The sequence below is a fragment of the Clostridium weizhouense genome (assembly GCF_019431045.1).
GTDB classification, from domain to species: domain Bacteria; phylum Bacillota; class Clostridia; order Clostridiales; family Clostridiaceae; genus Clostridium; species Clostridium weizhouense.
In genome coordinates, this window is the sequence record NZ_JAHXPT010000011.1 from 127,934 (window position 1) to 152,881 (window position 24,948).

Here is a 24,948-nt window from a genome sequence, read left to right on the forward strand (position 1 = left end):
TCATGAAAGAGAAAAAAAGAGTTTTCTTATTAATGTCAATACCAGCAGTAATTCTATTTTTTATTTTCCACACATTACCGTTATTAAAAGGTATTTCGTATAGTTTTACAAATTGGAGAGGATTTGGGACTTTTAAATTTGTTGGGTTAAAAAATTATTTAGGAATCTTTACTGATGAAAGAATAATCAACTCTTATATGTTTACGTTTAAATTTGCATTGGTGTCAACTATTATGGTAAACATAATAAGTCTAATTTTAGCAGTAGGATTAAATTCTAAAATAAAATTTAAAAACACATTAAGAGGAATATATTTTATACCTAATATTTTAGGTGGATTAATAGTAGGATATATTTTTAATTATATTTTTACTTTTATTTTAACAAACGTAGGACAAGCAATTGGAAGTGAGATATTAAGTAAAAGTATTTTGGGTAATCCTAATTTGGCTTGGATAGGTGTTGTTATTGTTGCATCATGGCAAGCTATTGCATTTAACACTATTATATATATATCAGGCCTTCAAACAATACCTAGTGATGTATATGAAGCAAGTGCGATTGATGGAGCAAGTAAATGGATTCAATTCAAGAGGATAACGTTTCCATTATTGGCACCGTTCTTTACTATAAATATGGTATTAGCTATGAAAAACTTTTTAAATGTATTTGATCAAATAATATCACTTACAGGTGGAGGACCTTCAGGCTCAACTGAATCTATAGCAGTATTAATATATAAAGCTGGATTTGATGGTAGTCAATTTGGATATCAATCAGCCAATTCAGTAATTTATTTTATAGTTGTAGTTGCTATATCAGTATTACAACTAAGAATCCTTGAGAGAAGGGAGATGCAATTATAATGTTAACATTATCAAATAAATCTAAAAAAAATAATAGATATAAAGACGAAAAGACAAATTGGATTGTGACAATATTAATGATATTAGGTACTTTAACAATTTTATTTCCGTTATTAGTAACAATACTTATTGCATTAAAGTCACCACAAGATATGATGAATGGTGTTTTATCAATACCAAAGATATTACATTTTGAAAATTTCTCTAAGGCTATAAAGATGACAAACTTTTTTAATGCTTTGAAAAATAGTTTAATTATAACAGTTATAACAGTTATATTAACACTTATTACAAATTCAATGGTTGGATATGCAATAGCAAGAAATATGAATAAAAAATCATATAAAGCAATGTATTATTATTTTTTAAGTGCAATGTTTGTACCTTTCCCTATTATAATGCTACCACTTGTAAAACAAGTTAGTGTTTGGAGAATGGATAATATAATAGGACTAATACTTTTATATACAATATATGGTCTGTCTTCTAATATATTTTTATATGTGGGTTTTCTAAAATCTATTCCAATAGAATTAGAAGAAGCGGCATTAATGGATGGGGCTAGTACATGGCAAGTATTTTATAGAATAATATTTCCAATGCTAAAGCCAATACATGCAACAGTAGCAATTCTAACAGCACTATGGTGCTGGAATGATGTTATGTTACCACTTGTAATATTAAGTAATCCTGATTTTGCTACTATTCCATTAGTTCAATTTATATTCCAATCACAATTTGGAACAGACTATAACTTAGCATTTGCATCATACTTATTAGCATTAATACCTATATTAGTATTCTACTTATTTGCTCAAAAAGGTATTATTAATGGTGTTACTAAAGGTGCAATAAAATAATTAATAAATAAAGTTAAATTAAAAGCCGAACTATTATTTAATTAAAAGTTCGGCTTTTTTATATAATAAATTTTTCTAGAATTCAGATGTTCCAGGAGTTCTTGGGAATGGTATTACGTCTCTTATATTTGTCATACCTGTGATATACATAATTAATCTTTCGAATCCTAAACCAAATCCAGCATGTTTAGTTTCACCGTATTTTCTTAATTCTAAATACCACCAATAATCTTCTTTTTTAAGGCCTAACTCAGCCATTCTAGCTTCTAATACATCTAATCTTTCTTCTCTTTGGCTACCACCAATGATTTCACCGATACCTGGTACTAAAAGGTCAGTTGCAGCAACGGTTTTATTATCATCATTCATTCTCATATAGAATGCTTTGATATCTTTAGGATAATCTGTTACAAATAATGGTTTCTTAAAGTGTTCTTCAGTAAGATATCTTTCATGTTCAGTTTGTAAATCAATACCCCAAGATACAGGATAATCAAATTCTTTATCACATTTTTCTAATATTTCAACAGCTTCTGTATAAGTAACTTTAGCAAAGTCTGATGAAACAACATGATTTAATCTTTCTAATAATCCTTTATCAACAAATGAATTAAAGAATTGTAATTCTTCTGGACATTCATCCATAACATATTTTATAACATATTTAAGCATTGCTTCTGCAAGTTCCATATCATCTTGTAGATCAGCGAAAGCTATTTCAGGCTCTATCATCCAGAATTCAGCTGCATGTCTTGTAGTATTAGAATTTTCAGCTCTGAATGTAGGTCCAAATGTATATATATTTCTGAATGCTAATGCGAAACATTCAGCATTTAATTGACCAGAAACAGTAAGGTTAGTTTCTTTACCAAAGAAGTCTTTTGTGTAATCAACATCTCCTTCTTTAGTTAATTCAGGAGCTTTAGGATCAAGAGTAGTTACTCTAAACATTTCTCCAGCACCTTCACAGTCACTACCTGTGATTATTGGAGTATGAGTGTAAACAAAGTTTTGTTCTTGGAAGAATTTATGTATTGCAAAGGCTGCAACTGAACGTACTCTAAATGTTGCAGAGAATGCATTACTTCTTGGTCTTAAATGTGCAATTGATCTTAAATATTCAAAAGTATGTCTTTTCTTTTGAAGAGGATAATCTGAATTAGACATTCCTTCAATAATTACTTCTTTAGCTTGAATTTCAAATGGTTGTTTTGCATCTGGTGTAGCAACTAATGTACCTACAACTGAAATTGAAGAACTTATAGGTAATTTTGATATTTCTTTAAAGTTTCCTAATTTATCATCAAAAACTACTTGAATGTTTTTAAAGAAAGAACCATCATTTATTTCAATAAATCCGAAAGCATTAGATGCTCTTAATGTTCTTATCCATCCTGAGACTGTTATTTCTTTTGATAAAAATTGATCAGTTTCTCTATAAATTTTTTTGATTAAAACTACATTTTTCATTTATAATTAACCTCCATAATTTAAGTTAGGTACATTCAATTTTTTCATGTACCTTATTAGTTATTTAAAATACTAATTAAATTTATTTTAAATAACTTTAAATATAAAAAAACTTCCATCCCATATAATGGGACGAAAGTATTGTTTCGTGGTACCACCCAAATTGTCATAAGATTTATTTATCATATGACCTCTTTGTATAAAGCACAACATTTGCTTTATATAATCTCTAACGGGTTAAATCCGTCTAAGCCTACTAATTTAACAATTTTCGGTTAGAAACTCAGAGATGTTCTTCAGAATAGACTTCGTACAAGGCTTACACCATCCCTCATTCGCTAAAACTACATTCTAGACTTACTCTTCTCATCATAGTATGTTTTAAATATTATATTGTGTATAATTTTACAGTATTTATCTAACAAATGCAATAAGCGACATTCAAAAATAATAGACTATTATGTTAATTTAGTATTGAATATTTCTAAATTTTATTCTAATCCTTTTTCAAAACTTTGAATTAATCTTGAAGGAAAATTTAATATGGTCATATCTTGAACTATTTTTTTATATTCATAAGGCAGTTCCTTAATTTGCACTTTAACTTCACTTTCTTTGGTAATATCTAATATACAATAAGTAAGATTAGGTCGTCCTATTTTAGGTTTACCGATACTGCCGCAATTTATGTAAGTTTTATTACCAAAGTTTTTTATTGATGGAATATGAGTATGAGCACAAACTAAGATATTTTGTTCTATAGAACTCATTATATCCGCAGTATTTTCACTATCTTCAAATAAGTATTCATTAAGCTTATTTGGACTCCCATGAACAAATAGAATTTTTTTATCATGAATATCTAAAGAGAGTGAAGTAGGTAAATTACTTAAAAAGTATTTATTTTGTTCTCTAAGTTCATTAAAAGTCCAAGGTAAAGAAAAACTATTTATGTCTGTTTCTCTTATATAAGAATACTCATTATCAACAACAGAGGTATCATAATTCCCTCTTAAGCAAAGAATATTTCGTCTTTTAATCATTGCTACTACTTCATTTGGATTAGGACCATAACCTACTAAATCGCCTAAACAAATTATAATATCTACTTTTTCATTATCAATGTCTTGCAATGCTCTAATAAGTGAATAAATGTTTCCGTGAATATCTGAAATTACTGCTATCTTCATAAGTAGTCCTCCTAATATTAATTTATATATATTATAGCATCTAATGTTATTTTTATATGTAAAGTTATATAATAAATATATAAGTTTCAATAAATTTTGTTTATTTATATAAATTATGGAATATTTATAAGTTATATAAATTACCAGGAAAGTAAGGGACTTATATAGAAAAGTTATAATATATGTTTCTAAATAGATATTATAATATAATTAGAAAACATATATGAAGCATTTTAAATAAGGCATATTCAGAAATAATAGAGTAAAATTTATATATATTTTAACTATTATTTTAATCTATATGCTTAAGTTAGGAGAGAAATTAATGAAAAACAGTAGAGTACTAAAAGTAATTGAAGAAATGGAATTACAAGGTCTTTCACAAATTATTGTTACATCACCAGCATCAATATATTATCTTACTGGGAAATGGATAGAAGCAGGCGAAAGAATGGTAGCACTTTATTTAACTTCTTCTGGAAATCATAAGTTAATAGTTAATAAACTTTTCCCTGTAGAGAATAATTTAGGGATAGATATTGTTTGGTATACAGATAGTGATGATTCTGTTGAAATATTAAGCAAAATATTAGAAAATAACAAAATTTTAGGAATAGATAAAGATTGGAGTGCAAAATTCTTAATAAGATTAATGGAACTTAATGTAGTGAAAGGATTTGTAAATTCATCTCCAATAATAGATAGTTTAAGAATGATTAAAGATGCTGAAGAAATTGATCTTATGAGAAAATCATCACAAATAAATGATAGGGTTATGTTAAAGCTTCAATCAGAACTTAAAGAAGGAATGACTGAAAAATATGCCCAAAGATTATTAGCTGAAATATATGAACAAGAAGGAGCTAGTGATTTTTCATTTACTCCTATAATAGCCTTTGATACTAATGGAGCAGATCCTCATAGTAATTGCGGGGATACAAAACTTAAAAAAGGTGATACAGTGGTTTTAGATATAGGGGGATTATATAACCATTATTGTTCTGATATGACTAGAACTGTATTCTTTGGAGAAGAACCAAACAATCATAAAAAAGAAATATACGAAATAGTTAAACAAGCAAATTTAAATGGAATTAAAAAAGTAAAAGATGGAGTTAAATTTTCAGAAATAGATTCAGCAGCAAGAAGTTATATAGAATCAAAAGGTTATGGTGAATTTTTTACTCACAGAACAGGACACAGCATAGGATTAGAAACTCATGATAAAGGTGATGTAAGTTCAATAAATCATGATGAAGTAAAGGCTGGAATGATATTTTCAATTGAACCAGGAATATATTTAAAGGATGATATAGGAGTTAGGATAGAAGACTTGGTATTAGTTACTAAAGATGGAGCAGAAATATTAAATGCAGTAACAAAAGATCTTATAGTTATTTAATAAGACATATTCAAAAAAATAATAGACCAGTATGTCCGTTCATTTAATCTATTATTTTATTTCATGTGTCTAAGATATAGTAAATAAAAAAGGATTACCTCAAAGACATAAGAATGTTTTGAGATAGTCCTTTTTGTTATTTTAATGTATTAAGAAATTTTTCTCCAACAATAACAACATCCCCAGCACCAACTGTAAGAAGTAAATCATTAGATTCAGTATTTTCTTTTACGTATGTTAATGCTTCATCATGTGAATGTACATTAGTACATTTTACGCCTTTAGCTCTTAATGCATCACCAAGTTCATTAGAAGAGACTAATCCAGTATCTTTCTCACGAGCAGCATAAATATCCATTAATACAACTTCATCAGCATCAAAGAAAGCATCTGTAAATTCACTAAATAAAGTTTTAGTTCTAGTGTATGTGTGAGGTTGGAATACGCAGAAAGTTTTGTTATGAGGAATTTTTTTAGCTGTATTTAAAGTTGCTTTTATTTCTACAGGGTGATGTGCATAATCATCAATAATAGTAACTCCATCTACAGTCCCTTTGTATTCAAATCTTTTATGAGCACCCTTACATTCTAATAAACCAGCAATTATATCTTTAGTATCAACTTTAAATATAAGTGATACACAAATTGCAGAAAGAGCATTTAATATGTTATGATCTCCTGGATTGTTTAATGTTACATTAAACAATTTAGTGTCATTTTTATAGACATCAAAAGAAGCACAACCTTTTTCATTAAAAGTTATATTTTGGGGAATAACATCGGCATCTTTAAATCCATAACTTAAAGTATTACAGTTAGCTTTGTTTAAAATTTCTCTTACTCTTGAATCACCAGTATATCCAATTAGATAACCATCTTTAGGAATAAGTTTTGAAAATTGTAGAAAAGTTTCTGTTATTTCATCTATATCTTTATAATAATCTAAATGATCTGCATCTATATTTAAGATAACACCAACATAAGGGAAAAATTTTAAAAATGAACGTTTATATTCGCAAGCTTCTGTAATAAAGAAGTCACTATTACCTATTCTAAAATTTCCACCTATAGCATCCATTTCTCCACCAACTAAAATTGTTGGATCTAAGTTTGATTTTAGTGTGATATTAGATAACATAGAAGTACAAGTCGTTTTTCCATGAGCACCAGAAATAGCTACATTATATTTATGTCCTTTCATTATAGTTCCTAAAAACTCTGCTCTATCCATTAACTCTATATTTTGTTCTTTGGCGTATATAAGTTCAGGATTACTTTCAGGAATAGCAGCTGTGTATACCACTAAATCAACATTTTTTATGTTATTTTTATCATGTCCTATGTAAATTTCAGCACCTGAAAGCGCTAATTTTTTAGTTATTTTTGATTCTTTGAAATCAGATCCCGACACTTTAAAGCCACTATTTAATAATACAGCAGCAAGACCGCTCATACTAATTCCGCCAATACCTATAAAGTGTACCTTCTTATCTTTATCTTCTATAAAATTGAAAGACAAAATATCAACCCCTTTTTATTAATCTCATTATATTTTATTTAAGATTTATAAATTTAAATAAAATATGGATACTTATTATATAATTATATACATTTTTCTGAAATTGAACCATAAAAAATAATTACTTAAATATTCTATGTGATTTTTATATATATGTGAAGAGTTTTTATAATATGGCAGTTTTATAAGTAAAAAACATTGCTATTGAGTGAAATTTAGAATAAAATATGAATGTTAACATAGATTAACTTGAAAATAATTCGGAAAATAATGTGTGTAGGTGATTTTATTGGAAAAATTAAGTAGGAATAACAGGGTGGTTGCCATAACCAAAATATTAATGGAAAATCCAAACAAAATAGTAGGATTAAATAAATTTTCAGAATTACTGAATGCAGCAAAATCTACACTAAGTGAAGATATAGTTATAGTAAGAGAAGTATTAGAAAAACTTAATATGGGAAAAATAGAAACAATTTCTGGAGTAGCTGGAGGAATAAAATATATTCCTAAAATAGGAGAAGATAAGGCAAGAGAATTTGCACTAGAACTATGCAATCTTTTAAAAGATGATGGTAGAGTTATACCAGGTAATATAATATATATGACAGATTTAATGTATAATCCAGAAATAATTAGTACAGCAGGAGTTATGTTATCTTCATGTTTCCAAGAAGCAAATGTAGATTACGTTATAACTGTAGAGACTAAGGGAATACCTTTAGCTTATGAAGTGGCTAGGAATTTAGGTGTACAATTAGTAATTGCAAGAAGAGATAGTCAAGTTACAGAAGGTACTACTGTTAGTATAAATTATGTTTCTGGAAGTAGTGGAAGACTACAACAAATGTCTCTTTCAAAAAAATCAATGAAGGCAAAAAGTAGATGCATTTTTATTGATGATTTTATGAAAGCTGGCGGAACTGCACTTGGAATTAAAGAATTATTAAGAGAGTTTGAAAGTGAATTAGTTGGTATTGGAGTCTTAGTAGATAATACAGAGTTTAATAAAAAGCTAGTTGATGAATATGTTTCTATAGTAGAGCTAAAAGTTGTTGATAAGGGATCAATAATGGAAGTATGTCCTTCTAAGACATTTGCATAATATACAATGATAAAAAAGTATATTCATAAATTTTCTGAAAGTTTATGAAATATAAAAAAGGAATTTAGAAATTTATGGAGAATTTACTATCTATATAAGTATTTTTAATGCAACTGGAGGTGTACTAAGATGCAAATCACAGACGTTAGAGTTAGAAAAATATCTTCAGAGGGAAAAATGAAAGGCATAGTTTCTGTTACTTTTGATAATGAATTTGTTGTACATGATATTAAAGTTATAGAAGGCCAAAATGGTTTATTTATAGCTATGCCTAGCAGAAAAACACCAAATGGAGAATTTAAGGACATAGCTCATCCTATAAGCATGGAAGCAAGAGAAAAGATTCAATCTGAGATTTTAAATGCTTATGAAAAAGCAATTTCAGAGCAAGGGTTAGAAGGGTAAAATTGATTATTAAAAAATGAGAGGAAGAATAAATACTTCCTTTTATTTTTTTTTCAAAAATATGGTTATATTAAGTTTTAAACATTTACATAGCTTGAAATAAAAGATTCTTTCAAATATAATTAATTAGGGTGCGATGCGCATAGTATGAATAAAAGATTAGAAAATTATTATTTAAAAATAATAAATAATTTGAATGAGGTGGTATGTTAATGTATAAATGTGCCTTAGTTTTGGCTGCAGGACAGGGAAAGAGAATAAAATCTGATATACCTAAAGTATTACATAAAGTATGTGGTAAAGAGATGGTTATTCATGTAATAGATACAATAAGAAAAGCAGGAATTGATGATGTAAATGTAATTGTAGGAAACGGAGCTGAACTTGTAAAAGAGAGAACACAAATAAAAAATATAGAGTATTCGCTTCAATCCGAACAATTAGGAACAGGTCATGCGGTACAATGTGCCTCAGAATTTTTAAAGGGTAAACAAGGTATAGTAGCAGTTTTTACTGGAGATACTCCTTTAATAAAAGAATCCACTATTAAAAATTTAGTAGAAAGTCATATAGAAAATAATAACTCAGCTACTATTTTAACTTCTATAGTTGAAGACCCAACAGGTTATGGAAGAATCATTAGAAATGGAAATGAAGTTTTAAAAATTGTAGAACATAAAGATTGTAATGAAGAAGAATTAAAAGTTAATGAAATGAATGCAGCAATATATTGTTTTGATATTGAATCATTATGTGAGTCTTTAGGTAAACTAAATAATAATAATAAACAAGGTGAGTATTATCTTACTGATGTTATAGAAATTTTAAAATCCCAAGGAAAAACAATTGGAGCATTTGTAACTGATTTTGAAGAAACAATAGGTGTAAATTCTAGAGTTCAATTAGCTGAAGCAGAAGAAATACTTAAAAATAGAATAAATCTTAAACATATGGAAAATGGTGTAACACTAATAGATCCTAAAACAACTTATATAGGTATAGATGTGGAAATAGGAAAAGATACAATAATATATCCTAATAATATATTAGAAGGTTGCACAGTTATAGGAAATAACTGTATTATTTATCAAAACTCTAGAATAAAAGATAGTACTATAGGTAATGAAGTAGATATCCAATCTTCTGTAATTTTAGATAGTAGTATTGGAGATAACACAACTGTAGGTCCATTTGCTTATTTAAGACCTGAAACAAAGGTTGGTAAAAAAGCTAGAATAGGAGACTTTGTTGAAATAAAGAAATCAACTATTGGAGATGGAACTAAAGTATCTCATTTAACTTATATAGGAGATGCTGAAGTTGGTAAAGAATGTAACTTTGGATGTGGCACAGTAGTTGTAAACTATGATGGTAAAAATAAATATAAAACTATTATTGGTGATCATAGCTTTATTGGTTGTAACACTAATTTAGTTTCCCCAGTAGAGGTAGAAGACAATACATATATTGCAGCTGGTTCTACTATTACTAATGATGTAAAAGAAGGAGATCTTGCTGTAGCAAGAGCAAAACAAAAAAATATTAAAGGTTGGGTAGATAAAAAAGGATTAAAAAAATAAATTTTTAATTGTAAATAGGTTAAAACTTTAAGGAGGTCTTCATAATCATGATAACTCATGGAAAAAACATAAAGATTTTTACCGGAAATTCTCATCCTAAATTAGCCCAAGATATAGCTGATATATTAGGAGTGCAGGTTGGAAAGTCTAAAGTATCAACTTTTAGTGATGGAGAAATATCTGTTGATATTAATGAAACTGTTAGAGGTACTGATGTGTTTATAGTTCAATCGACAAGTTCGCCTGTTAATAATAATTTGATGGAATTATTAATTATGATTGATGCATTTAAAAGGGCATCAGCTGGTAGGATAACAGCTGTTGTTCCTTATTATGGATATGCAAGGCAAGACAGAAAGGCTAAATCAAGAGATCCAATTACGGCTAAATTGGTTGCAGATTTATTAACAGCAGCAGGAGCACATAGAATTTTAACAATGGATTTACATGCTCCACAAATTCAGGGCTATTTTAATATTCCTGTAGATCATCTATTAGGAGCACCAATATTAGCAAAATATTTTATTTCTAAAGGATTGGCTGAACAAGATGATATAGTTGTAGTATCACCTGATTTAGGAAGTGTAACTAGGGCAAGGAATTTTGCGGATAATCTACATGCACCAATAGCAATTATAGATAAAAGAAGACCTAAGGCAAATGTTTCTGAAATTATGAATATTATTGGAGAAGTTAAGGATAAAAGATGTATCTTAATTGACGATATGATTGATACTGCAGGAACCATAACAAATGCAGCAAATGCACTTAAAGAATTAGGTGCTGAAAATGTTTATGCTTGTTGCACTCATGGAGTTTTATCAGGTCCAGCATTTGATAGAATAAACAATTCAGCAATTGAAGAATTAGTAATGTTAAATACTATTCAGTTAAATCAAGAAATGGAAAAAGTTAAAATTACATCATTATCAGTTGCTCCATTGTTTGCAGAGGCAATAAAAAGGATTTATGATGACCAACCAATAAGCAAATTATTTGAAGTTTAATAAAATGAATATAGATGATAAACCTCCTATAGTTTTTACTATAGGAGGTTTGTTAGATTTATCAAATCAGTTAATTATAACTTTGAGTTAAGTAGAAATCTAAAAGAGGGTATATATTATGGATAATTTTATAGAAAGAATTTTAATGGTAGATAGTGACAAATCTAATAATGAGATAGTAAGTACATATTTAAAAAGCTCAGGATACAAAACTAAATCTACTTTAACAGGAGAAGAATTTAAAAAAAGTTTTTTAGAATATAATCCTCAAATGATTTTATTAAATTTAATTATAAAAGATATAGATGGAACAGTACTTTTAAAATGGATAAGAACTAAAAGCAGTATACCAATAATAATAGTTACAGAAGAGGAAAGAGTATTTAATAAGGTATTAGCCCTAAATTTGGGCGCAGACGATTATATATTAAAGCCATTTGAACTAGAAGAATTATTAGCAAGAATAAATGCGGTTTCAAGAAGATATTGTAAAGGTAATTTTGAAACTGAAAAAAAATCAGTAGATAATCTAATAATAAATGATTATTCTTATGAAGTAATTTGCAATGGAAAAAATATAAAATTACCACCGAAAGAATTTAAATTATTAAATTTTTTAATAGATAATCCAAATAAAATATATACGAGAAAACAACTGCTTTCTGAAATATGGAGAGATGAGTATATAGGTGATATTAGAACAATTGATGTTCATATTAAAAGATTAAGAAAAAGAATAGGAAAAAGTGAAAAATGGGAGATAAAGACTATATGGGGAGTCGGATATAAGTTTCAGATAAACTAACAAGCAATATAAATATAATTTAAAAATAAAAAAATTTATTTTTAGTATAATAATAGGATAGAATTAAATTACATATGTTAAATAAAGGAGAGTTTATATGTTTTTGATAGTAGGACTTGGAAATCCAGGTAAGGAATATAATAATACAAGACATAATATTGGATTTGAAGTTATTGATAATATTGCCAAAGAGTATAATATTGAAATAAATAGGCAAAAATTTAAAGGTATGTATGGTGAAGGATTTATAGATAATAATAAAGTTATTTTATTAAAGCCTACAACATATATGAACTTGAGTGGAGAAAGTATTAGAGAAATTTGTAATTTTTATAAGATAGATAATGAAAATATTTTAGTTATATATGATGATATAAGCTTAGATTTAGGAAGATTAAGAATAAGAGAAAAAGGAAGTGCAGGAGGTCATAATGGAATAAAAAGTATAATCGCTAATTTATCAACGGATATATTTCCTAGAATAAAAGTAGGGGTAGGACAACCTAATGTTAACTTAGTTAATTATGTTTTAGGTAAGTTTACAAAAGAAGAAAATGAAATCTTAGAAGAAAGTATAGAAGCAACTATACAAGCAGTTAGAGAAGTTGTTAGTGTAGATCTTAAATCTGCAATGAATAAATTTAATGGGTTTAAACCTAATAAAAGTATTTAAGGATGGTGCATACAATGAGATTAAGAGGGTTAATAGACCCCTTAGAAAATAGTCTTGAGTTACAGAATATACTAAAGTATATTGATAAAGAAAGATACCCCATAGGAATTTATGGAGTATCTGAATCAGGTAGGGGATACATGATTGATAGCATTTTTGAGAATGTTGATAAATCTATGGTTATTATTACTCAAAATGATATGGAAGCAAAAAATCTTTATGAGGATTTAATATTATATACAAATGATGTATATTATTTTCCAGTTAAAGAAACTGTTTTTTATAATATAGATGCTATATCTGGAGACTTAAGATGGGAAAGATTAAAAGTAATAAATAAAATATTGGATAATAAAAAGAAAATAATAATAACTTCAATAGATGCTTTTGCAGTAAACTATGTACCACATAAGTTATTTCTTGATTACAATATAAGTATAAAACAGGGCAAGGAAATAAATATTGATACTATATCTTCTAAGTTAGTTGAATGTGGATATGAGAGAGTTGATATAGTTGAGGGAAAAGGTCAATTTGCAGTAAGAGGTGGAATACTTGATGTATTCCCAACGGGTTCAACTTATCCTTATAGAGTTGAACTTTTTGGTGATGAAATAGAATCTATAAGGACTTTCAATGTAGAATCACAAAGAAGTATTGATAAGATAAAGTCTTTTAATATATTTCCGGCTAAAGAAATTATAGTTTCTAAAGATTCTATGCAACTGGCAAAAGAAAGAATGTTAGATGAATTTAATAAAATTGTATTATCAGATAAACAAAAAGAAAGAATTAATAAATTAGAAAAAGTAGTTAATTCTAATATAGAATCACTTGAAGAAACTTTAACTTTTGAAACAATTGATAGTTACTTACCTTATTTCTATCAAGAAACAGAAACTTTTTTTGATTATTTTAAAGATTATTTATTTATAATGGATGATGTTCAAAGATGTAAAGGAAAGATAGATTCTTTATATTTAGAATTTGTAGAAAGTTTTACTGTTTTCCTTGAAAGAGGAGATATTCTTCCGGGACAACAAAAATTATTAGTAGAAAAAGAAATCGTTTTAGAAAAATTTGAATTAAATAGAGTATTATTTCTTGAAGCATTTAGTAAAAAAGTAGATTTTTTAAACCCAATAGAAAGCGTTGAGGTAGTACAATCAACTCTTAGTAATTATCAAGGACAATTAGAGTTATTGATAAATGATATTTTAGAGAAAAAGGCAAAAGGATATAAAACATTAATATTAGCAGGTACTAGAGCTAGAGGAGAAAGACTTGTAGAAACATTAAGAGAAAGAGATGTTGAAAGTCTTTATAAAGAGAATATAGACGAAATTCAATTTGGGGAAGTTGTTATAACATTTGGAAATCAATTAAAGGGGTTTGAATATCCTGAATATAAAATATGTGTTATATCTGATAAAGAAGTATTTGGAGAAGCTAAAAGACGATTAAAAAATAGGAATAAAAAAAAGAAAGGTATTTCTAAAATAAAGAGTTTTAATGAATTAAAACCAGGAGATTACGTAGTTCATGTAAATCATGGTATAGGAGTATACAAAGGTATCAAACAAATTGAAGTGGCTGGACATAAAAGAGATTACTTAGATATTGTTTATGATAAAGGTGATAAACTTTATGTACCTGTAGAACAACTTGATTTAATTCAAAAATATATAGGAAGTGAAGGTAAAAATCCTAAAGTTACTAAGCTTGGAGGCAATGAATGGCAGAAAGCGAAAGCGAAAGTTAAAAAATCAATTAATGATATTGCAGAAGATTTAATAAAGCTTTATGCAACTAGAGCTACACTTAAAGGTCATAAATTTAGTAAAGATACTCAATGGCAAAGACAGTTTGAAGATGAATTTCCATTTGAAGAAACTCCAGATCAAATCACCTCTTTAGAGGAGATAAAAAAAGATATGCAATCTGATAAAGCTATGGACAGATTATTATGTGGAGATGTGGGATATGGAAAAACAGAAGTTGCTTTAAGAGCAGCATTTAAATGTGTTATGGATGGAAAACAAGTTGCTTTTTTAGTTCCAACTACTATTCTAGCAGAACAGCATTATAAAAATATGAAAAAGAGATTTTCAGATTTTCCTATAAAAATAGATATGATTAGTAGATTTAGAACAGCTAAACAACAAAAAGCTACTATGCAGAGTTTAAAAGAAGGGAATATTGATATTTTAGTAGGGACTCATAGATTAGTATCTAAAGATATTCAGTTTAAGGATTTAGGATTACTTATAGTTGATGAGGAACAAAGATTTGGAGTAGCTCAAAAAGAAAAAATTAAAAATTTAAAGAAAAATGTTGATGTATTAGCATTAAGTGCAACTCCTATTCCAAGAACTTTGCATATGTCATTAACAGGCGTAAGAGATATATCTGTTATAGAAACGCCACCAGAAGAGAGATATCCAATACAGACATATGTAGTAGAGCAAAATGATCAACTTATTAGAGATGCAATACTTAGAGAAATAGGTAGAAATGGTCAAGTTTATTTTGTATATAATAGAGTTGAAGATATTGATAGAATGGCTAAATATGTTCAGGGGTTAGTTCCAGAAAGTAAAGTTACTGTTGCACATGGACAAATGACTGAACGACAATTAGAAAAAGAAATGATCAGTTTTATGGAGCAAGAATCTAATGTTTTAGTTTGTACCACAATAATAGAAACAGGAATAGATATTCAAAATGTAAACACAATAATAATATATGATTCTGATAAGATGGGATTATCTCAATTATATCAATTAAGGGGAAGAGTAGGACGTTCTAATAGAATTGCATATGCTTATTTATTGTATACAAAGGATAAAATTTTAACTGAAGTGGCAGAAAAAAGACTTAAAGCATTGAAAGATTTTACAGAACTTGGTTCGGGATTTAAAATAGCTATGAGAGATTTAGAAATTAGAGGGGCCGGTAATATGATGGGATCTTCTCAACATGGTCATATGGCTTCAGTTGGATATGATTTATATTGCAGAATGCTTGAAGATACAGTTAAGCTAATAAAGGGTGAAATAACTAAAGAACCTATTGAGACAACTGTAGAAATTAAAGTGGATGCATTTATATCAGAAAATTATATTGAAGATGAAATTCAAAAAATAGAAATATATAAAAAAATAGCCGCTATTGAAAATATAGATGATTATAATGATATAAAAGAAGAATTAGAAGATAGATATTCTAAAATTCCAGAACCTGTTTATAATCTTATGGATATAGCTTACATTAAGAGTATGGCAAAATTATTGTTCATAGAGGAAATTAAAGAAACTCCAAAAGAAATAATATTTAGATTTGCATATGGAGAAGATGATTATAAACGAATATTTAAATTACTAATAGGAAATTATAAAGATAGTATCATGTTGAAATTTGGATCTCAACCATATTTTTCTTTTAGGTTAAATGATATAAAAAAAGAAAATATGCTAGAATTTTTGAAAGAAATTCTAAATATGGTAATGATAAAGGAGGCGTAGAATAAGTTAAAATAAAATAGTAAGAAATACTTAATATTGTAATAAAAAAGTAATATAAATGGTTTGAATTGTAAAAATAATATTGTTATACTAATATTATGTTTTTATAAGAAAAATTTAGAAAAAAGTGAGGGGAAAATTTTGAGAAATATAAAGAAAATTGTTGCATCAATAATGATTGCTACATTTGCTTTTTCAGCAGTAGGTTGCAAAATGATTGAAAAAACACCTGAAGCTATACAAAAAACAGTGCTTGCAACAGTAGGTAAAGAAAAAGTAACACAAGGTGATTTAGATAAAGATTTAAAATCAATTACAGAATCTTTAAAACAAAGATATGGTGAGAATTATGCTGAAAATCCAGATATAAAAGATCAACTTCAAGAGTTAAAGAAGCAATATTTAAATGCAATTGTAAATGAAAAAGTTGTATTGCAAAAGGCAGAAGAATTGAAATTAAAGCCAGATGAAGATACTTTAAATAAAGAAGTAGATAGTGCTATTCAATATTATAAAGATGTATATAAAACAGATGAACAATTTACAGCATTTTTACAACAAAATGACTTTACAGAAGATTCATTTAAAGAATATCAAAAAAATCAAGTTATAGTTAGATATGTACAACAAGATATAGTAAAAGATATAGAAGTTACAGATGGAGATATAGAAACATATTATAATGAAAATAAAGAGAAATATACAGAAGGTGCTGGTGCAATAGTATCTCATATTTTAGTAGCTGATGAAAATGATGCTAAAGAAGTTAAATCTAAATTAGATAAAGGAGAAGATTTTGCAGCGTTAGCTTCTCAATATTCTACAGATACAGGAACAAAAGATAATGGAGGTTCTCTTGGTTTTATAGAATATTCATCAACTAAATATGTTAAAGAGTTTATGGATGGATTTAAAGATTTAAAAGATGGTGAAATTTCTGCACCTATAAAGTCACAATATGGATACCATATAATTAAGGTTACTGGAGTTAAGACATCAGATGCAGTAACACCATTAGAGGATGTTAAAGAAGAAATTAGATCAGAATTATTACAACAAAAGCAAAAAGAAGCTTTTAACTCTAAGGTAGAAGAATGGAAAAAAGATATTAAAGTTAAGATTAATGACAATAAATTAAAATAAGAATTTATAAGTTTTACCTCTGGGTATAGAATAAAAATCTATATATACCCAGAGGTATTTTTTTATAAAAAAGTAATCCCTAAAAATAATATCTTATATAAAAATTGACTATAAGTGTATAAAATTTCTAACAATTCAAATAATAATAATGCAACTAATTTAATAAAGTTTTAAAGGAGGTTAAATAATCAATGAAGGCAACAGGTATTGTTAGAAGAATTGACGATTTAGGAAGAGTAGTAATTCCAAAAGAAATAAGGAGAACTTTAAGAATACGAGAAGGAGATCCACTTGAAATATTTACTGATAGAGAAGGAGGCGTAATCTTAAAAAAATATTCTCCTATAGGGGAATTAACAGATTTTTCAAAGGAATATGCGGAAAGTCTACAACAAGCTATAGGACATATAGTTTTAATTGCAGATAAAGATGCGTTTATATCAGTTAGTGGTACACCTAAAAAAGATTATCTTGAAAGAAAAATAAGTTCAGAATTAGAAAAAATAATGGATGATAGAAAAACAATTCTTTTAGATAAAGCTTCAAATAAGGTAATACCATTACATAATGACGATGATGAGGCTAATTATGTAAGCCAAGTTATTTCGCCTATATTAGCAGAAGGCGATGCAATTGGAACAGTAATTATTCTATCTAAAGAGGATGGTAAGGATTTAGGAGAAGTTGAATTAAAACTTGCAGAGACTGCAGCAACATTCTTAGGAAAACAAATGGAACAATAAATATACATAAATATATTTTACTATATTAATTATTAATTTTTAAATATAGTGAAAATAGAGTCATAATACCTTCAAATTTACAATAAAAATTATTAGTATAATGTAACTTTGGAGGTATTTTATGAAAAAGCAATCCTTAATAAAAGGAAGTTTAATTCTTGGAATAGCAGGAATATTAACAAGATTTTTAGGATTATTTTTTAGATGGCCATTAATAATGTTAATAGGAGATGAAGGCATAGGATATTATCAAATGTCATATCCTTTATATATGTTTTTTGTTGCAATGGCATCAGGCATTCCTGTTGCCATTTCAAAAATGATCTCAGAGAATAATGCAGTTAATGATATTAATGGTAGTTTTGAAGTAATGAAGGAATCAGCAATATTGATGTCTATTTTAGGGACAGGCACAACATGTGCATTATTTTTCTTTGCAAAACCAATAATAAGTTTTTTGAAATGGGATTTTAAAGCATATTACTCACTCATAGGAATTTCTTTTGCTCCTATTATAATATCATTTATAACAATATTTAGAGGTTTTTTTCAGGGATTACAAAACATGTCACCATCAGCTGTTTCGCAAGTAATAGAGCAAATCGGTAGAATTATATTTGGAGTAGGATTAGCTGTGTTTTTTTTACCTAAAGGAATAGAGTATTCAGCAGGAGGTGCAGCTTTTGGTGCAACAGCTGGAGCTGTATTAGCTGGAATATATTTATATAAAAAATATATAAATATAAAAAAAGATTATGGCATTAAAAAAGTAAAAACTAATCCTGAAGTTTTAAATAATATATTAAAAATAGCAATTCCAATATCTTTAGGAGCAACAGTAGGAACTATTATGGGTTTAATAGATTCAATTGTAGTTCCACAAAAACTTTTACAAGCTGGTTTTAGTAGCATGCAGAGTACTGTTTTATATGCTCAATTAACAGGAAAAGCATCTGTGATTGTTAATGTACCATTGACATTATCAATGGCATTATGTACATCATTAATTCCAATTATCGCAGAAAACTTTATATTGAAAAATCATTTAGAAGTAAAAAGAAAAATTAATGTTTCTATGAAATTATCTGCTGTAATAGCTATACCATGTATGTTTGGAATTTTCTTTTTAGCAGAGCCTATAATGAGATTTATATTTCCAGGTAAATTTGAAGGATTTGAGATTTTGAAGTATTTATCATTATCAATCCCATTTATAATAATAACTCAAACAACTACATCAATATTACAGGGAACAGGAAATTATATTATTCCAGTAATTAATCTGTTTATTGCATGTTTAGTTAAAATAATATTAACATGGACATTGGTACCGATAAAATCTATAAATATTTATGGTGCTGTTATTGCTAGTATAAGTGCATATTTTGTTTCAAGTATTCTAAATTTATTATTAATGAAATTCAGATTGAAAATTAAGTTGAATTTATATCAAATATTAATAAAACCGGCCTATGCTTCAACATTAATGATGTTATTAGTATTAATGAGCTATAATTATATTTACAAAAGTACAACGAGCAATGGGGTATCTTGCTTAGTATCTATATTTTTAGGTATTATAGTATATATAATATTAATAATGTTATTTAAAGTATTTAAAATTGAAGAAATAAAGAGTAGATTTAGAAGAAACTAAAAAGGAGAGTCTAAATGATTAAAATAGTGGGATTAGGTCCGGGAGCGAAAGAAGCTTTAACAGTAGGCTGTATAAATGAATTAGAAAACTGTAAAAATATTTTTTTAAGAACAGAAAAGCATCCAACAGTGGAATATTTAAATGATAAGGGAATAGAATTTAATACTTACGATTATGTTTACGAAAGTAAAGAAAGCTTTGATGAAGTATATTTAAATATAGCACAAGATTTAATTAAAAAGCATAATGAATTAGGTAATTTAGTTTATTCAGTACCAGGACATCCGTTGGTGGCTGAAAAATCTGTATTTAATTTAATATCTTTATGTAAAGAGAATGGTATAGAATACAAAGTTATTCCAGCAGTAAGTTTTATTGATGCAATGATGGAAAGTTTATCAATAGATCCAATAGAAGGTTTAAAAGTTATAGATGCATTTGATATAAATAATCAAATTTTAGATAAAAGAATAGGAACAATCATTACTCAAGTATACAATCAATTAATTGCATCTGAAGTAAAATTAAAGTTATTACAGCAATATAATGATGAAACAGAAATTTATTATGTAAGAGCAGCAGGAATAATTGGAGAAGAAAATATAAGAAAAATTCCATTGTATGAATTAGATATGCAAGAAGATATAGATTATTTAACATCAATATATATACCTAAAGATATAAATAATAAAAAAGATTTTTATGATCTTTTGGAAATAATAGAAACATTAAGAGGAGAAAATGGCTGTCCGTGGGATAAGGAACAAACTCATAATTCTATAAAGAATGCATTGGTAGAGGAAAGTTATGAGGTGATTGACGCTATAGATAATGAAGATGACAATTCATTAATAGAAGAATTGGGAGATGTATTATTACATGTTGTTTTTCATGCATCTATTGGTAAAGAAGAAGGATATTTTAATATAAATGATGTTATTGAAGCAATTTGTAATAAAATGATATACAGACACCCCCATGTTTTTAATAATACAGAAGAAACTATTAGTTCAACTGGAGATCTTATTATAAAGTGGGATGAACTAAAGAAATCAGAAAAGGGATATTCTTCATTAACTGATGAAATGAATGGAATAGCAAAAGCATTACCATCTCTTTTAAGAGCAAATAAGGTTCAAAAAAAGGCTAAAAAAGTTGGATTTGATTGGAATAATGTTAATGATGCAATAAAAAAAGTTGAAGAAGAATTAAAAGAAGTAATAAATGCATATACTATTAATAATATGGAAAACATAAAAGAAGAAATCGGAGATTTATTATTTTCGTGTGTTAATGTTGCAAGATTCTTTAATATAGATGAAGAATTAGCATTAAATGCAACAACAGATAAATTCATTAAAAGATTTTCATATATTGAGAAAAAGGCAGGTGAGATGAAGCTTAAATTAGAAGACATGTCTTTAGAAGATATGGATAAACTTTGGGAAGAAGCAAAAAAACTAGATAAATAAGCATTAAAATAAAGGAATTATCCAGTTATTGAAGAATAGTTAATAAGGAACTATATTACAAAAATTATTTATAACTACTAATGTTAGTACAAAGAGACTATTTTTCTATAGACTACCAGGCTAAGAGGTTATATAATAAAGAAGTGTAATTTAGTACATATATGAATAGTTAAAACTAAATGTTATAACTTGATTTTAAGGAGGATGTAATTGTGAATAAAGCAGAATTAATAACTAGCATGGCTGAAAAAAGTAAATTAACTAAAAAAGATGCTGAATTAGCATTAAAAGCTTTTATTGAAAGTGTTGAAGATGCATTAGAGTGTGGAGAAAAAGTTCAATTAGTTGGATTTGGAACTTTTGAAACAAGAGAAAGAGCAGCTAGAGAAGGAAGAAATCCTAGAACTAAGGAACCAATAAAGATTCCTGCAACAACAGTTCCAGTATTTAAAGCTGGAAAAGAGTTCAAAGACAAGGTTAATAATAAATAGTAAATTATATGAACCCGGGATTTCTCGGGTTCTTTTAATAAAGGAGTAATATGAGGCTAGATAAATATTTAAAAGTTTCAAGAATTATAAAAAGAAGAACAGTTGCTAAAGAAGTATGTGAAAGCGGACGTGTATCAATAAATGATAAAGTTGCTAAACCATCAACTGATATAAAAGAAGATGATATAATCCAAATTACTTTTGCAAACAGAATATTAAAAGCTAAAATAGTAAATATTAAAGAACATGTTAAAAAAGAAGATGCAAAAGAAATGTATATAATTCTTGAAGGAGAAGAAGATAAAGAGTAGCCTTATTAATTTTAAAAGGCTACTTTTGTTATAGTTAAGGCACATTCAAAAAAATAATAGACCAGTATGATCCTCTATTTTGTGTGATGCTGCGTCAGTAAATTTAGCTAATAGCTGGCTATTAACTAAATTTACTTCCTTGTCTGACACAAAATATACAACGCCTTTGATCTATTATTTAATTTTATCTGCCTAACGTAATAATCTTTAATTTTTAAACAATGAATAAAGATAAATTTGTATTCATATATTGTATAAGAATAATATGTGGAGGAAATTTTTTATGGAGAAGAAAATAGAAAATAAAATTAATGATAAAAATTCAAGTTTATCTTTAGAAAATAGGGAAAAACTAGTTCTAAGTGGAGTTATAGAAGTTATAAGTTTTGATAGCCAAAAAATAGATTTAACTACAGAGTTAGGGAATCTAAGTATAAAAGGGCAAGAGCTTAAAATGAATAAACTAGACGTTAAAAATGGAGATGTTATTATTAATGGAAATATAGATTCTATGATTTATAGTGGAAAAGAAGTAAAAAAGAGTAAAGAAAGTATAATAAATAGATTGTTTAAATAGAAAGGTAGGTAAAATTAATGCCATTATCTTTAAATATGCAATTTAATCTTATTCTTTATAGTTCAATAGCTGGATTTATAACAGGCTTATTATTTGACATATATAGAGGTATAAGAGGATTAAATTCAATAAAAGTAATTACAATTATTGAAGATATATTATTTTGGGTACTTACAGCTTTAATCATTTTTACTTTTTTATTATATACAAACTATGCATTTTTAACTCCTTATGTCTATATTTTTATAATTATAGCACTCCTCATTTATCTAAGACTATTTAGTAAATACTTTTATTCACTTGAGAAATTACTAATAAAAAAAGTAAATACCATTATCAGAATAGTATTTAAAAACATAATATATCCTATTAAAATAATTTTTAGTAAAGTAATGGATAAAAGCAAATAGCTTAAAAAAAATTACTTGAATAATACTTATAGAGTGTTTACAATATATATAAGAGAATTTGAGAAAATAGAGGTTCTATGGATGAGGAAGTTAACATTTAGAAACTTAATAATCATTGGGTTAGCTAGCATATTTATTTTTAGTTATATAAGACAACAAGTAACTATGAGTAGAATTAAACAACAACTAAATGAAAAACAGACTATTCTTGATGAACTGACTAAAAAAAATGAACGTCTTCAAGATGAAGTTGAAAAGATTAATACTACTTCAAATGAATATGTTGAAAAGTTAGCAAGAGAAAGACTGGGAATGATTAAACCAGGAGAAAAAGTAGTTAATAGTGAAGAACAACAATCAAATTCTGAAAAATAGTTTTTTATTATAATCATATATATTTTTATATTTTAAGGAGGAATCTTTTAAACATGACCTTAGAGGCAGGAAACATATTAGAGGGCACAGTAATAAACATTACAAACTTTGGAGCTTTTATTGAGGTGGAAGGCAAAACTGGATTGGTACACATTTCAGAAGTTGCAGACTCTTATGTGAAAGATATCAGAGAACATCTTAAGGAACAAGATAAAGTTAAAGTTAAAGTTATCTCAATTGATGATAACGGTAAAATTAGTCTTTCAATTAAACAAGCAAATGTTCAAAGAAAATCAGTTAAACCTGTAGAAATTGACTGGAATAATGATAAGAAAAAAAATGGTGCAGGAAATTTCGAAGATATTATGTCTAGATTTTTAAAAGATAGTGAAGAAAGAATGCAAGATGTAAAGAAACATCAAGAATTTAAAGGTAAAGGCGGCAAAAAAGGCTGCTAATACTTTAGACGTTATATATAATTAACATATAAATAAAACAAGGATTACTAATATTTTTAGTAATCCTTGTTTTATTTGAAGATTGGGGGATTTTAAAAGTTTAAACCCTGATTAAGTCGAAGATAATATATTTTAAAATAAAAAAATAAAAAAAATATCAAAAAATTGTTGACAGTGTAGAAAGTATACAGTATAATAAATTTTGTCGTTGGAAATAATTCAACTGGCTTGCCGAAGTGGCGGAACTGGCAGACGCACAGGACTTAAAATCCTGCGGTGGTTAAACACCGTACCGGTTCGATTCCGGTCTTCGGCACCAAAGTAATATCGCGGGGTGGAGCAGTTGGTAGCTCGTCGGGCTCATAACCCGAAGGTCGTAGGTTCAAGTCCTGCCTCCGCAACCATAAAAATTTGGCGGAATAGCTCAGCTGGCTAGAGCATTCGGTTCATACCCGAAGTGTCGTAGGTTCAAGTCCTATTTCCGCTACCATATGCTTGCCGAAGTGGCGGAACTGGCAGACGCACAGGACTTAAAATCCTGCGGTGGTTAAACACCGTACCGGTTCGATTCCGGTCTTCGGCACCAAAGACTTAAGCTTTTAGCTTAAGTCTTTTTTGCGTAAAAAAATCATATATATTCAATAGTTTATAAATTATGAAAAAATAAATCTCTATAAATTTTTATAATGTATATTTTAACGACAAATTATTTTATAAAAATAATTATTAATAATTTATATTATAAATAAAAATAATATTATAAAACTTAGAAATATCAAGTGATTAGATAGTAAAAAATACAAAAAATATTTTTAAACAAAAAGGTAAAAAATGGTAAAAGATGTCCTACGAAAAAATAATGTAATGATATTTTATGACATGAATCTTAAAGTTATGGTGTTATA

At 27.3% G+C, this 24,948-nt stretch carries 23 protein-coding genes, 4 tRNA genes and 1 other annotated feature; of the genes, 24 read left to right on the plus strand and 3 right to left on the minus strand.

Annotated elements, in window-relative coordinates:
- The first annotated feature begins 2 nt into the window (after positions 1-2).
- Together KYD98_RS13610 and KYD98_RS13615 are read left to right on the plus strand one after the other, a co-directional pair.
- A complete protein-coding gene (locus tag KYD98_RS13610; RefSeq protein WP_219780593.1) occupies positions 3-866 on the plus strand; it encodes a carbohydrate ABC transporter permease in 864 nt (287 codons plus the stop codon).
- The gene (locus tag KYD98_RS13615) at positions 866-1,726 is read left to right on the plus strand and encodes a carbohydrate ABC transporter permease (RefSeq protein WP_219780594.1); all 861 of its coding nucleotides are present in this window, start codon (positions 866-868) and stop codon (positions 1,724-1,726) included. Before KYD98_RS13610 ends, KYD98_RS13615 begins: the two co-directional genes overlap by 1 nt.
- 75 nt (positions 1,727-1,801) lie before the next feature.
- On the opposite strand, the gene asnS is transcribed toward KYD98_RS13615, so the two are convergent.
- Both asnS and KYD98_RS13625 read right to left on the minus strand, forming a co-directional pair.
- On the minus strand, positions 1,802-3,196 hold the full coding sequence (gene asnS, locus KYD98_RS13620) for an asparagine--tRNA ligase (RefSeq protein ID WP_219780595.1): 1,395 nt from the start codon (positions 3,194-3,196) through the stop codon (positions 1,802-1,804).
- A 125-nt stretch (positions 3,197-3,321) separates the two neighbouring features.
- Positions 3,322-3,578, minus strand: a binding site (T-box leader).
- Between the two features lie 109 nt (positions 3,579-3,687).
- Entirely contained in the window at positions 3,688-4,386 is a 699-nt protein-coding gene (locus KYD98_RS13625) for a metallophosphoesterase family protein (protein WP_219780596.1), read from the minus strand.
- Between the two features lie 325 nt (positions 4,387-4,711).
- Between KYD98_RS13625 and KYD98_RS13630 the strand changes: the two genes are divergently transcribed.
- Entirely contained in the window at positions 4,712-5,788 is a 1,077-nt protein-coding gene (locus tag KYD98_RS13630) for a M24 family metallopeptidase (RefSeq protein ID WP_219780597.1), read from the plus strand.
- Between the two features lie 136 nt (positions 5,789-5,924).
- Here the strand turns inward: KYD98_RS13630 and murC are convergent, their stop codons facing one another.
- Positions 5,925-7,307: a UDP-N-acetylmuramate--L-alanine ligase gene (gene murC, locus KYD98_RS13635; RefSeq protein WP_219780598.1), complete on the minus strand. Its 1,383-nt coding sequence runs from the start codon at positions 7,305-7,307 to the stop codon at positions 5,925-5,927.
- Between the two features lie 289 nt (positions 7,308-7,596).
- On the opposite strand from murC, the gene purR reads away from it, so the two are divergent.
- From purR to KYD98_RS13740, 21 genes are all read left to right on the plus strand, one after another.
- Complete coding sequence (gene purR / locus KYD98_RS13640) at positions 7,597-8,412, plus strand: pur operon repressor (RefSeq protein ID WP_219780599.1); 816 nt, start codon at positions 7,597-7,599, stop codon at positions 8,410-8,412.
- Between the two features lie 129 nt (positions 8,413-8,541).
- Positions 8,542-8,817, plus strand: coding sequence for a septation regulator SpoVG (gene spoVG, locus KYD98_RS13645; RefSeq protein WP_219780600.1), 276 nt, complete (start codon positions 8,542-8,544; stop codon positions 8,815-8,817).
- A gap of 212 nt (positions 8,818-9,029) precedes the next feature.
- Entirely contained in the window at positions 9,030-10,397 is a 1,368-nt protein-coding gene (glmU, locus tag KYD98_RS13650) for a bifunctional UDP-N-acetylglucosamine diphosphorylase/glucosamine-1-phosphate N-acetyltransferase GlmU (protein ID WP_219780601.1), read from the plus strand.
- 47 nt (positions 10,398-10,444) lie between these two features.
- A complete protein-coding gene (locus KYD98_RS13655) occupies positions 10,445-11,404 on the plus strand; it encodes a ribose-phosphate diphosphokinase (protein ID WP_219780602.1) in 960 nt (319 codons plus the stop codon).
- A gap of 118 nt (positions 11,405-11,522) precedes the next feature.
- Positions 11,523-12,209, plus strand: a complete 687-nt coding sequence (locus tag KYD98_RS13660; protein ID WP_219780603.1) for a response regulator transcription factor — start codon at positions 11,523-11,525, stop codon at positions 12,207-12,209.
- Positions 12,210-12,306: 97 nt separating this feature from the next.
- A complete protein-coding gene (pth, locus tag KYD98_RS13665) occupies positions 12,307-12,882 on the plus strand; it encodes an aminoacyl-tRNA hydrolase (RefSeq protein WP_219780604.1) in 576 nt (191 codons plus the stop codon).
- 14 nt (positions 12,883-12,896) lie between these two features.
- A complete protein-coding gene (mfd, locus tag KYD98_RS13670) occupies positions 12,897-16,406 on the plus strand; it encodes a transcription-repair coupling factor (protein ID WP_219780605.1) in 3,510 nt (1,169 codons plus the stop codon).
- 141 nt (positions 16,407-16,547) lie between these two features.
- Complete coding sequence (locus tag KYD98_RS13675) at positions 16,548-17,549, plus strand: peptidylprolyl isomerase (RefSeq protein ID WP_219780606.1); 1,002 nt, start codon at positions 16,548-16,550, stop codon at positions 17,547-17,549.
- Between the two features lie 191 nt (positions 17,550-17,740).
- Positions 17,741-18,292 (plus strand): stage V sporulation protein T, encoded by a 552-nt coding sequence (gene spoVT, locus KYD98_RS13680; protein WP_219780607.1) that lies wholly within the window; start codon positions 17,741-17,743, stop codon positions 18,290-18,292.
- Positions 18,293-18,413: 121 nt separating this feature from the next.
- Positions 18,414-19,949 carry a putative polysaccharide biosynthesis protein gene (locus KYD98_RS13685; RefSeq protein ID WP_219780608.1) on the plus strand — a complete coding sequence of 512 codons (1,536 nt, stop codon included), beginning with the start codon at positions 18,414-18,416 and terminating at the stop codon, positions 19,947-19,949.
- Between the two features lie 14 nt (positions 19,950-19,963).
- Positions 19,964-21,421: a bifunctional methyltransferase/pyrophosphohydrolase YabN gene (gene yabN, locus KYD98_RS13690; RefSeq protein ID WP_219780609.1), complete on the plus strand. Its 1,458-nt coding sequence runs from the start codon at positions 19,964-19,966 to the stop codon at positions 21,419-21,421.
- 212 nt (positions 21,422-21,633) lie between these two features.
- The gene (gene hbs / locus KYD98_RS13695) at positions 21,634-21,912 is read left to right on the plus strand and encodes a non-specific DNA-binding protein Hbs (RefSeq protein ID WP_219780610.1); all 279 of its coding nucleotides are present in this window, start codon (positions 21,634-21,636) and stop codon (positions 21,910-21,912) included.
- Between the two features lie 50 nt (positions 21,913-21,962).
- Positions 21,963-22,223 carry an RNA-binding S4 domain-containing protein gene (locus KYD98_RS13700; RefSeq protein WP_219780611.1) on the plus strand — a complete coding sequence of 87 codons (261 nt, stop codon included), beginning with the start codon at positions 21,963-21,965 and terminating at the stop codon, positions 22,221-22,223.
- A gap of 283 nt (positions 22,224-22,506) precedes the next feature.
- The gene (gene yabP / locus KYD98_RS13705; protein ID WP_219780612.1) at positions 22,507-22,800 is read left to right on the plus strand and encodes a sporulation protein YabP; all 294 of its coding nucleotides are present in this window, start codon (positions 22,507-22,509) and stop codon (positions 22,798-22,800) included.
- Between the two features lie 17 nt (positions 22,801-22,817).
- Positions 22,818-23,210 carry a spore cortex biosynthesis protein YabQ gene (gene yabQ / locus KYD98_RS13710; protein ID WP_219780613.1) on the plus strand — a complete coding sequence of 131 codons (393 nt, stop codon included), beginning with the start codon at positions 22,818-22,820 and terminating at the stop codon, positions 23,208-23,210.
- Positions 23,211-23,291: 81 nt separating this feature from the next.
- Positions 23,292-23,585, plus strand: coding sequence for an FtsB family cell division protein (locus tag KYD98_RS13715; protein ID WP_219780614.1), 294 nt, complete (start codon positions 23,292-23,294; stop codon positions 23,583-23,585).
- A 53-nt stretch (positions 23,586-23,638) separates the two neighbouring features.
- Positions 23,639-24,043: a S1 domain-containing RNA-binding protein gene (locus KYD98_RS13720; RefSeq protein ID WP_219780615.1), complete on the plus strand. Its 405-nt coding sequence runs from the start codon at positions 23,639-23,641 to the stop codon at positions 24,041-24,043.
- 230 nt (positions 24,044-24,273) lie between these two features.
- Positions 24,274-24,362: transfer RNA gene (locus tag KYD98_RS13725), tRNA-Leu, on the plus strand.
- 9 nt (positions 24,363-24,371) lie between these two features.
- Positions 24,372-24,447 (plus strand) — tRNA-Met (locus KYD98_RS13730).
- 9 nt (positions 24,448-24,456) lie between these two features.
- Positions 24,457-24,533: transfer RNA gene (locus KYD98_RS13735), tRNA-Met, on the plus strand.
- A 7-nt stretch (positions 24,534-24,540) separates the two neighbouring features.
- A tRNA-Leu gene (locus tag KYD98_RS13740) sits at positions 24,541-24,629 on the plus strand.
- The last annotated feature ends 319 nt before the right edge of the window (positions 24,630-24,948 follow it).

What these genes read in the sequence shown, in the direction of transcription:
- KYD98_RS13630 (WP_219780597.1), top strand. Translation starts at nt 4,712, where the DNA reads ATGAAAAACAGTAGAGTACTAAAAGTAATTGAAGAAATGGAATTACAA.
- spoVT (WP_219780607.1), top strand. Translation starts at nt 17,741, where the DNA reads ATGAAGGCAACAGGTATTGTTAGAAGAATTGACGATTTAGGAAGAGTA.
- KYD98_RS13685 (WP_219780608.1), top strand. Translation starts at nt 18,414, where the DNA reads ATGAAAAAGCAATCCTTAATAAAAGGAAGTTTAATTCTTGGAATAGCA.
- yabN (WP_219780609.1), top strand. Translation starts at nt 19,964, where the DNA reads ATGATTAAAATAGTGGGATTAGGTCCGGGAGCGAAAGAAGCTTTAACA.
- yabQ (WP_219780613.1), top strand. Translation starts at nt 22,818, where the DNA reads ATGCCATTATCTTTAAATATGCAATTTAATCTTATTCTTTATAGTTCA.
- KYD98_RS13660 (WP_219780603.1), top strand. Translation starts at nt 11,523, where the DNA reads ATGGATAATTTTATAGAAAGAATTTTAATGGTAGATAGTGACAAATCT.
- KYD98_RS13700 (WP_219780611.1), top strand. Translation starts at nt 21,963, where the DNA reads ATGAGGCTAGATAAATATTTAAAAGTTTCAAGAATTATAAAAAGAAGA.
- KYD98_RS13655 (WP_219780602.1), top strand. Translation starts at nt 10,445, where the DNA reads ATGATAACTCATGGAAAAAACATAAAGATTTTTACCGGAAATTCTCAT.
- KYD98_RS13610 (WP_219780593.1), top strand. Translation starts at nt 3, where the DNA reads ATGAAAGAGAAAAAAAGAGTTTTCTTATTAATGTCAATACCAGCAGTA.
- asnS (WP_219780595.1), bottom strand. Translation starts at nt 3,196, where the DNA reads ATGAAAAATGTAGTTTTAATCAAAAAAATTTATAGAGAAACTGATCAA.
- KYD98_RS13615 (WP_219780594.1), top strand. Translation starts at nt 866, where the DNA reads ATGTTAACATTATCAAATAAATCTAAAAAAAATAATAGATATAAAGAC.
- KYD98_RS13715 (WP_219780614.1), top strand. Translation starts at nt 23,292, where the DNA reads ATGAGGAAGTTAACATTTAGAAACTTAATAATCATTGGGTTAGCTAGC.
- pth (WP_219780604.1), top strand. Translation starts at nt 12,307, where the DNA reads ATGTTTTTGATAGTAGGACTTGGAAATCCAGGTAAGGAATATAATAAT.
- KYD98_RS13625 (WP_219780596.1), bottom strand. Translation starts at nt 4,386, where the DNA reads ATGAAGATAGCAGTAATTTCAGATATTCACGGAAACATTTATTCACTT.
- yabP (WP_219780612.1), top strand. Translation starts at nt 22,507, where the DNA reads ATGGAGAAGAAAATAGAAAATAAAATTAATGATAAAAATTCAAGTTTA.
- spoVG (WP_219780600.1), top strand. Translation starts at nt 8,542, where the DNA reads ATGCAAATCACAGACGTTAGAGTTAGAAAAATATCTTCAGAGGGAAAA.
- glmU (WP_219780601.1), top strand. Translation starts at nt 9,030, where the DNA reads ATGTATAAATGTGCCTTAGTTTTGGCTGCAGGACAGGGAAAGAGAATA.
- KYD98_RS13720 (WP_219780615.1), top strand. Translation starts at nt 23,639, where the DNA reads ATGACCTTAGAGGCAGGAAACATATTAGAGGGCACAGTAATAAACATT.
- mfd (WP_219780605.1), top strand. Translation starts at nt 12,897, where the DNA reads ATGAGATTAAGAGGGTTAATAGACCCCTTAGAAAATAGTCTTGAGTTA.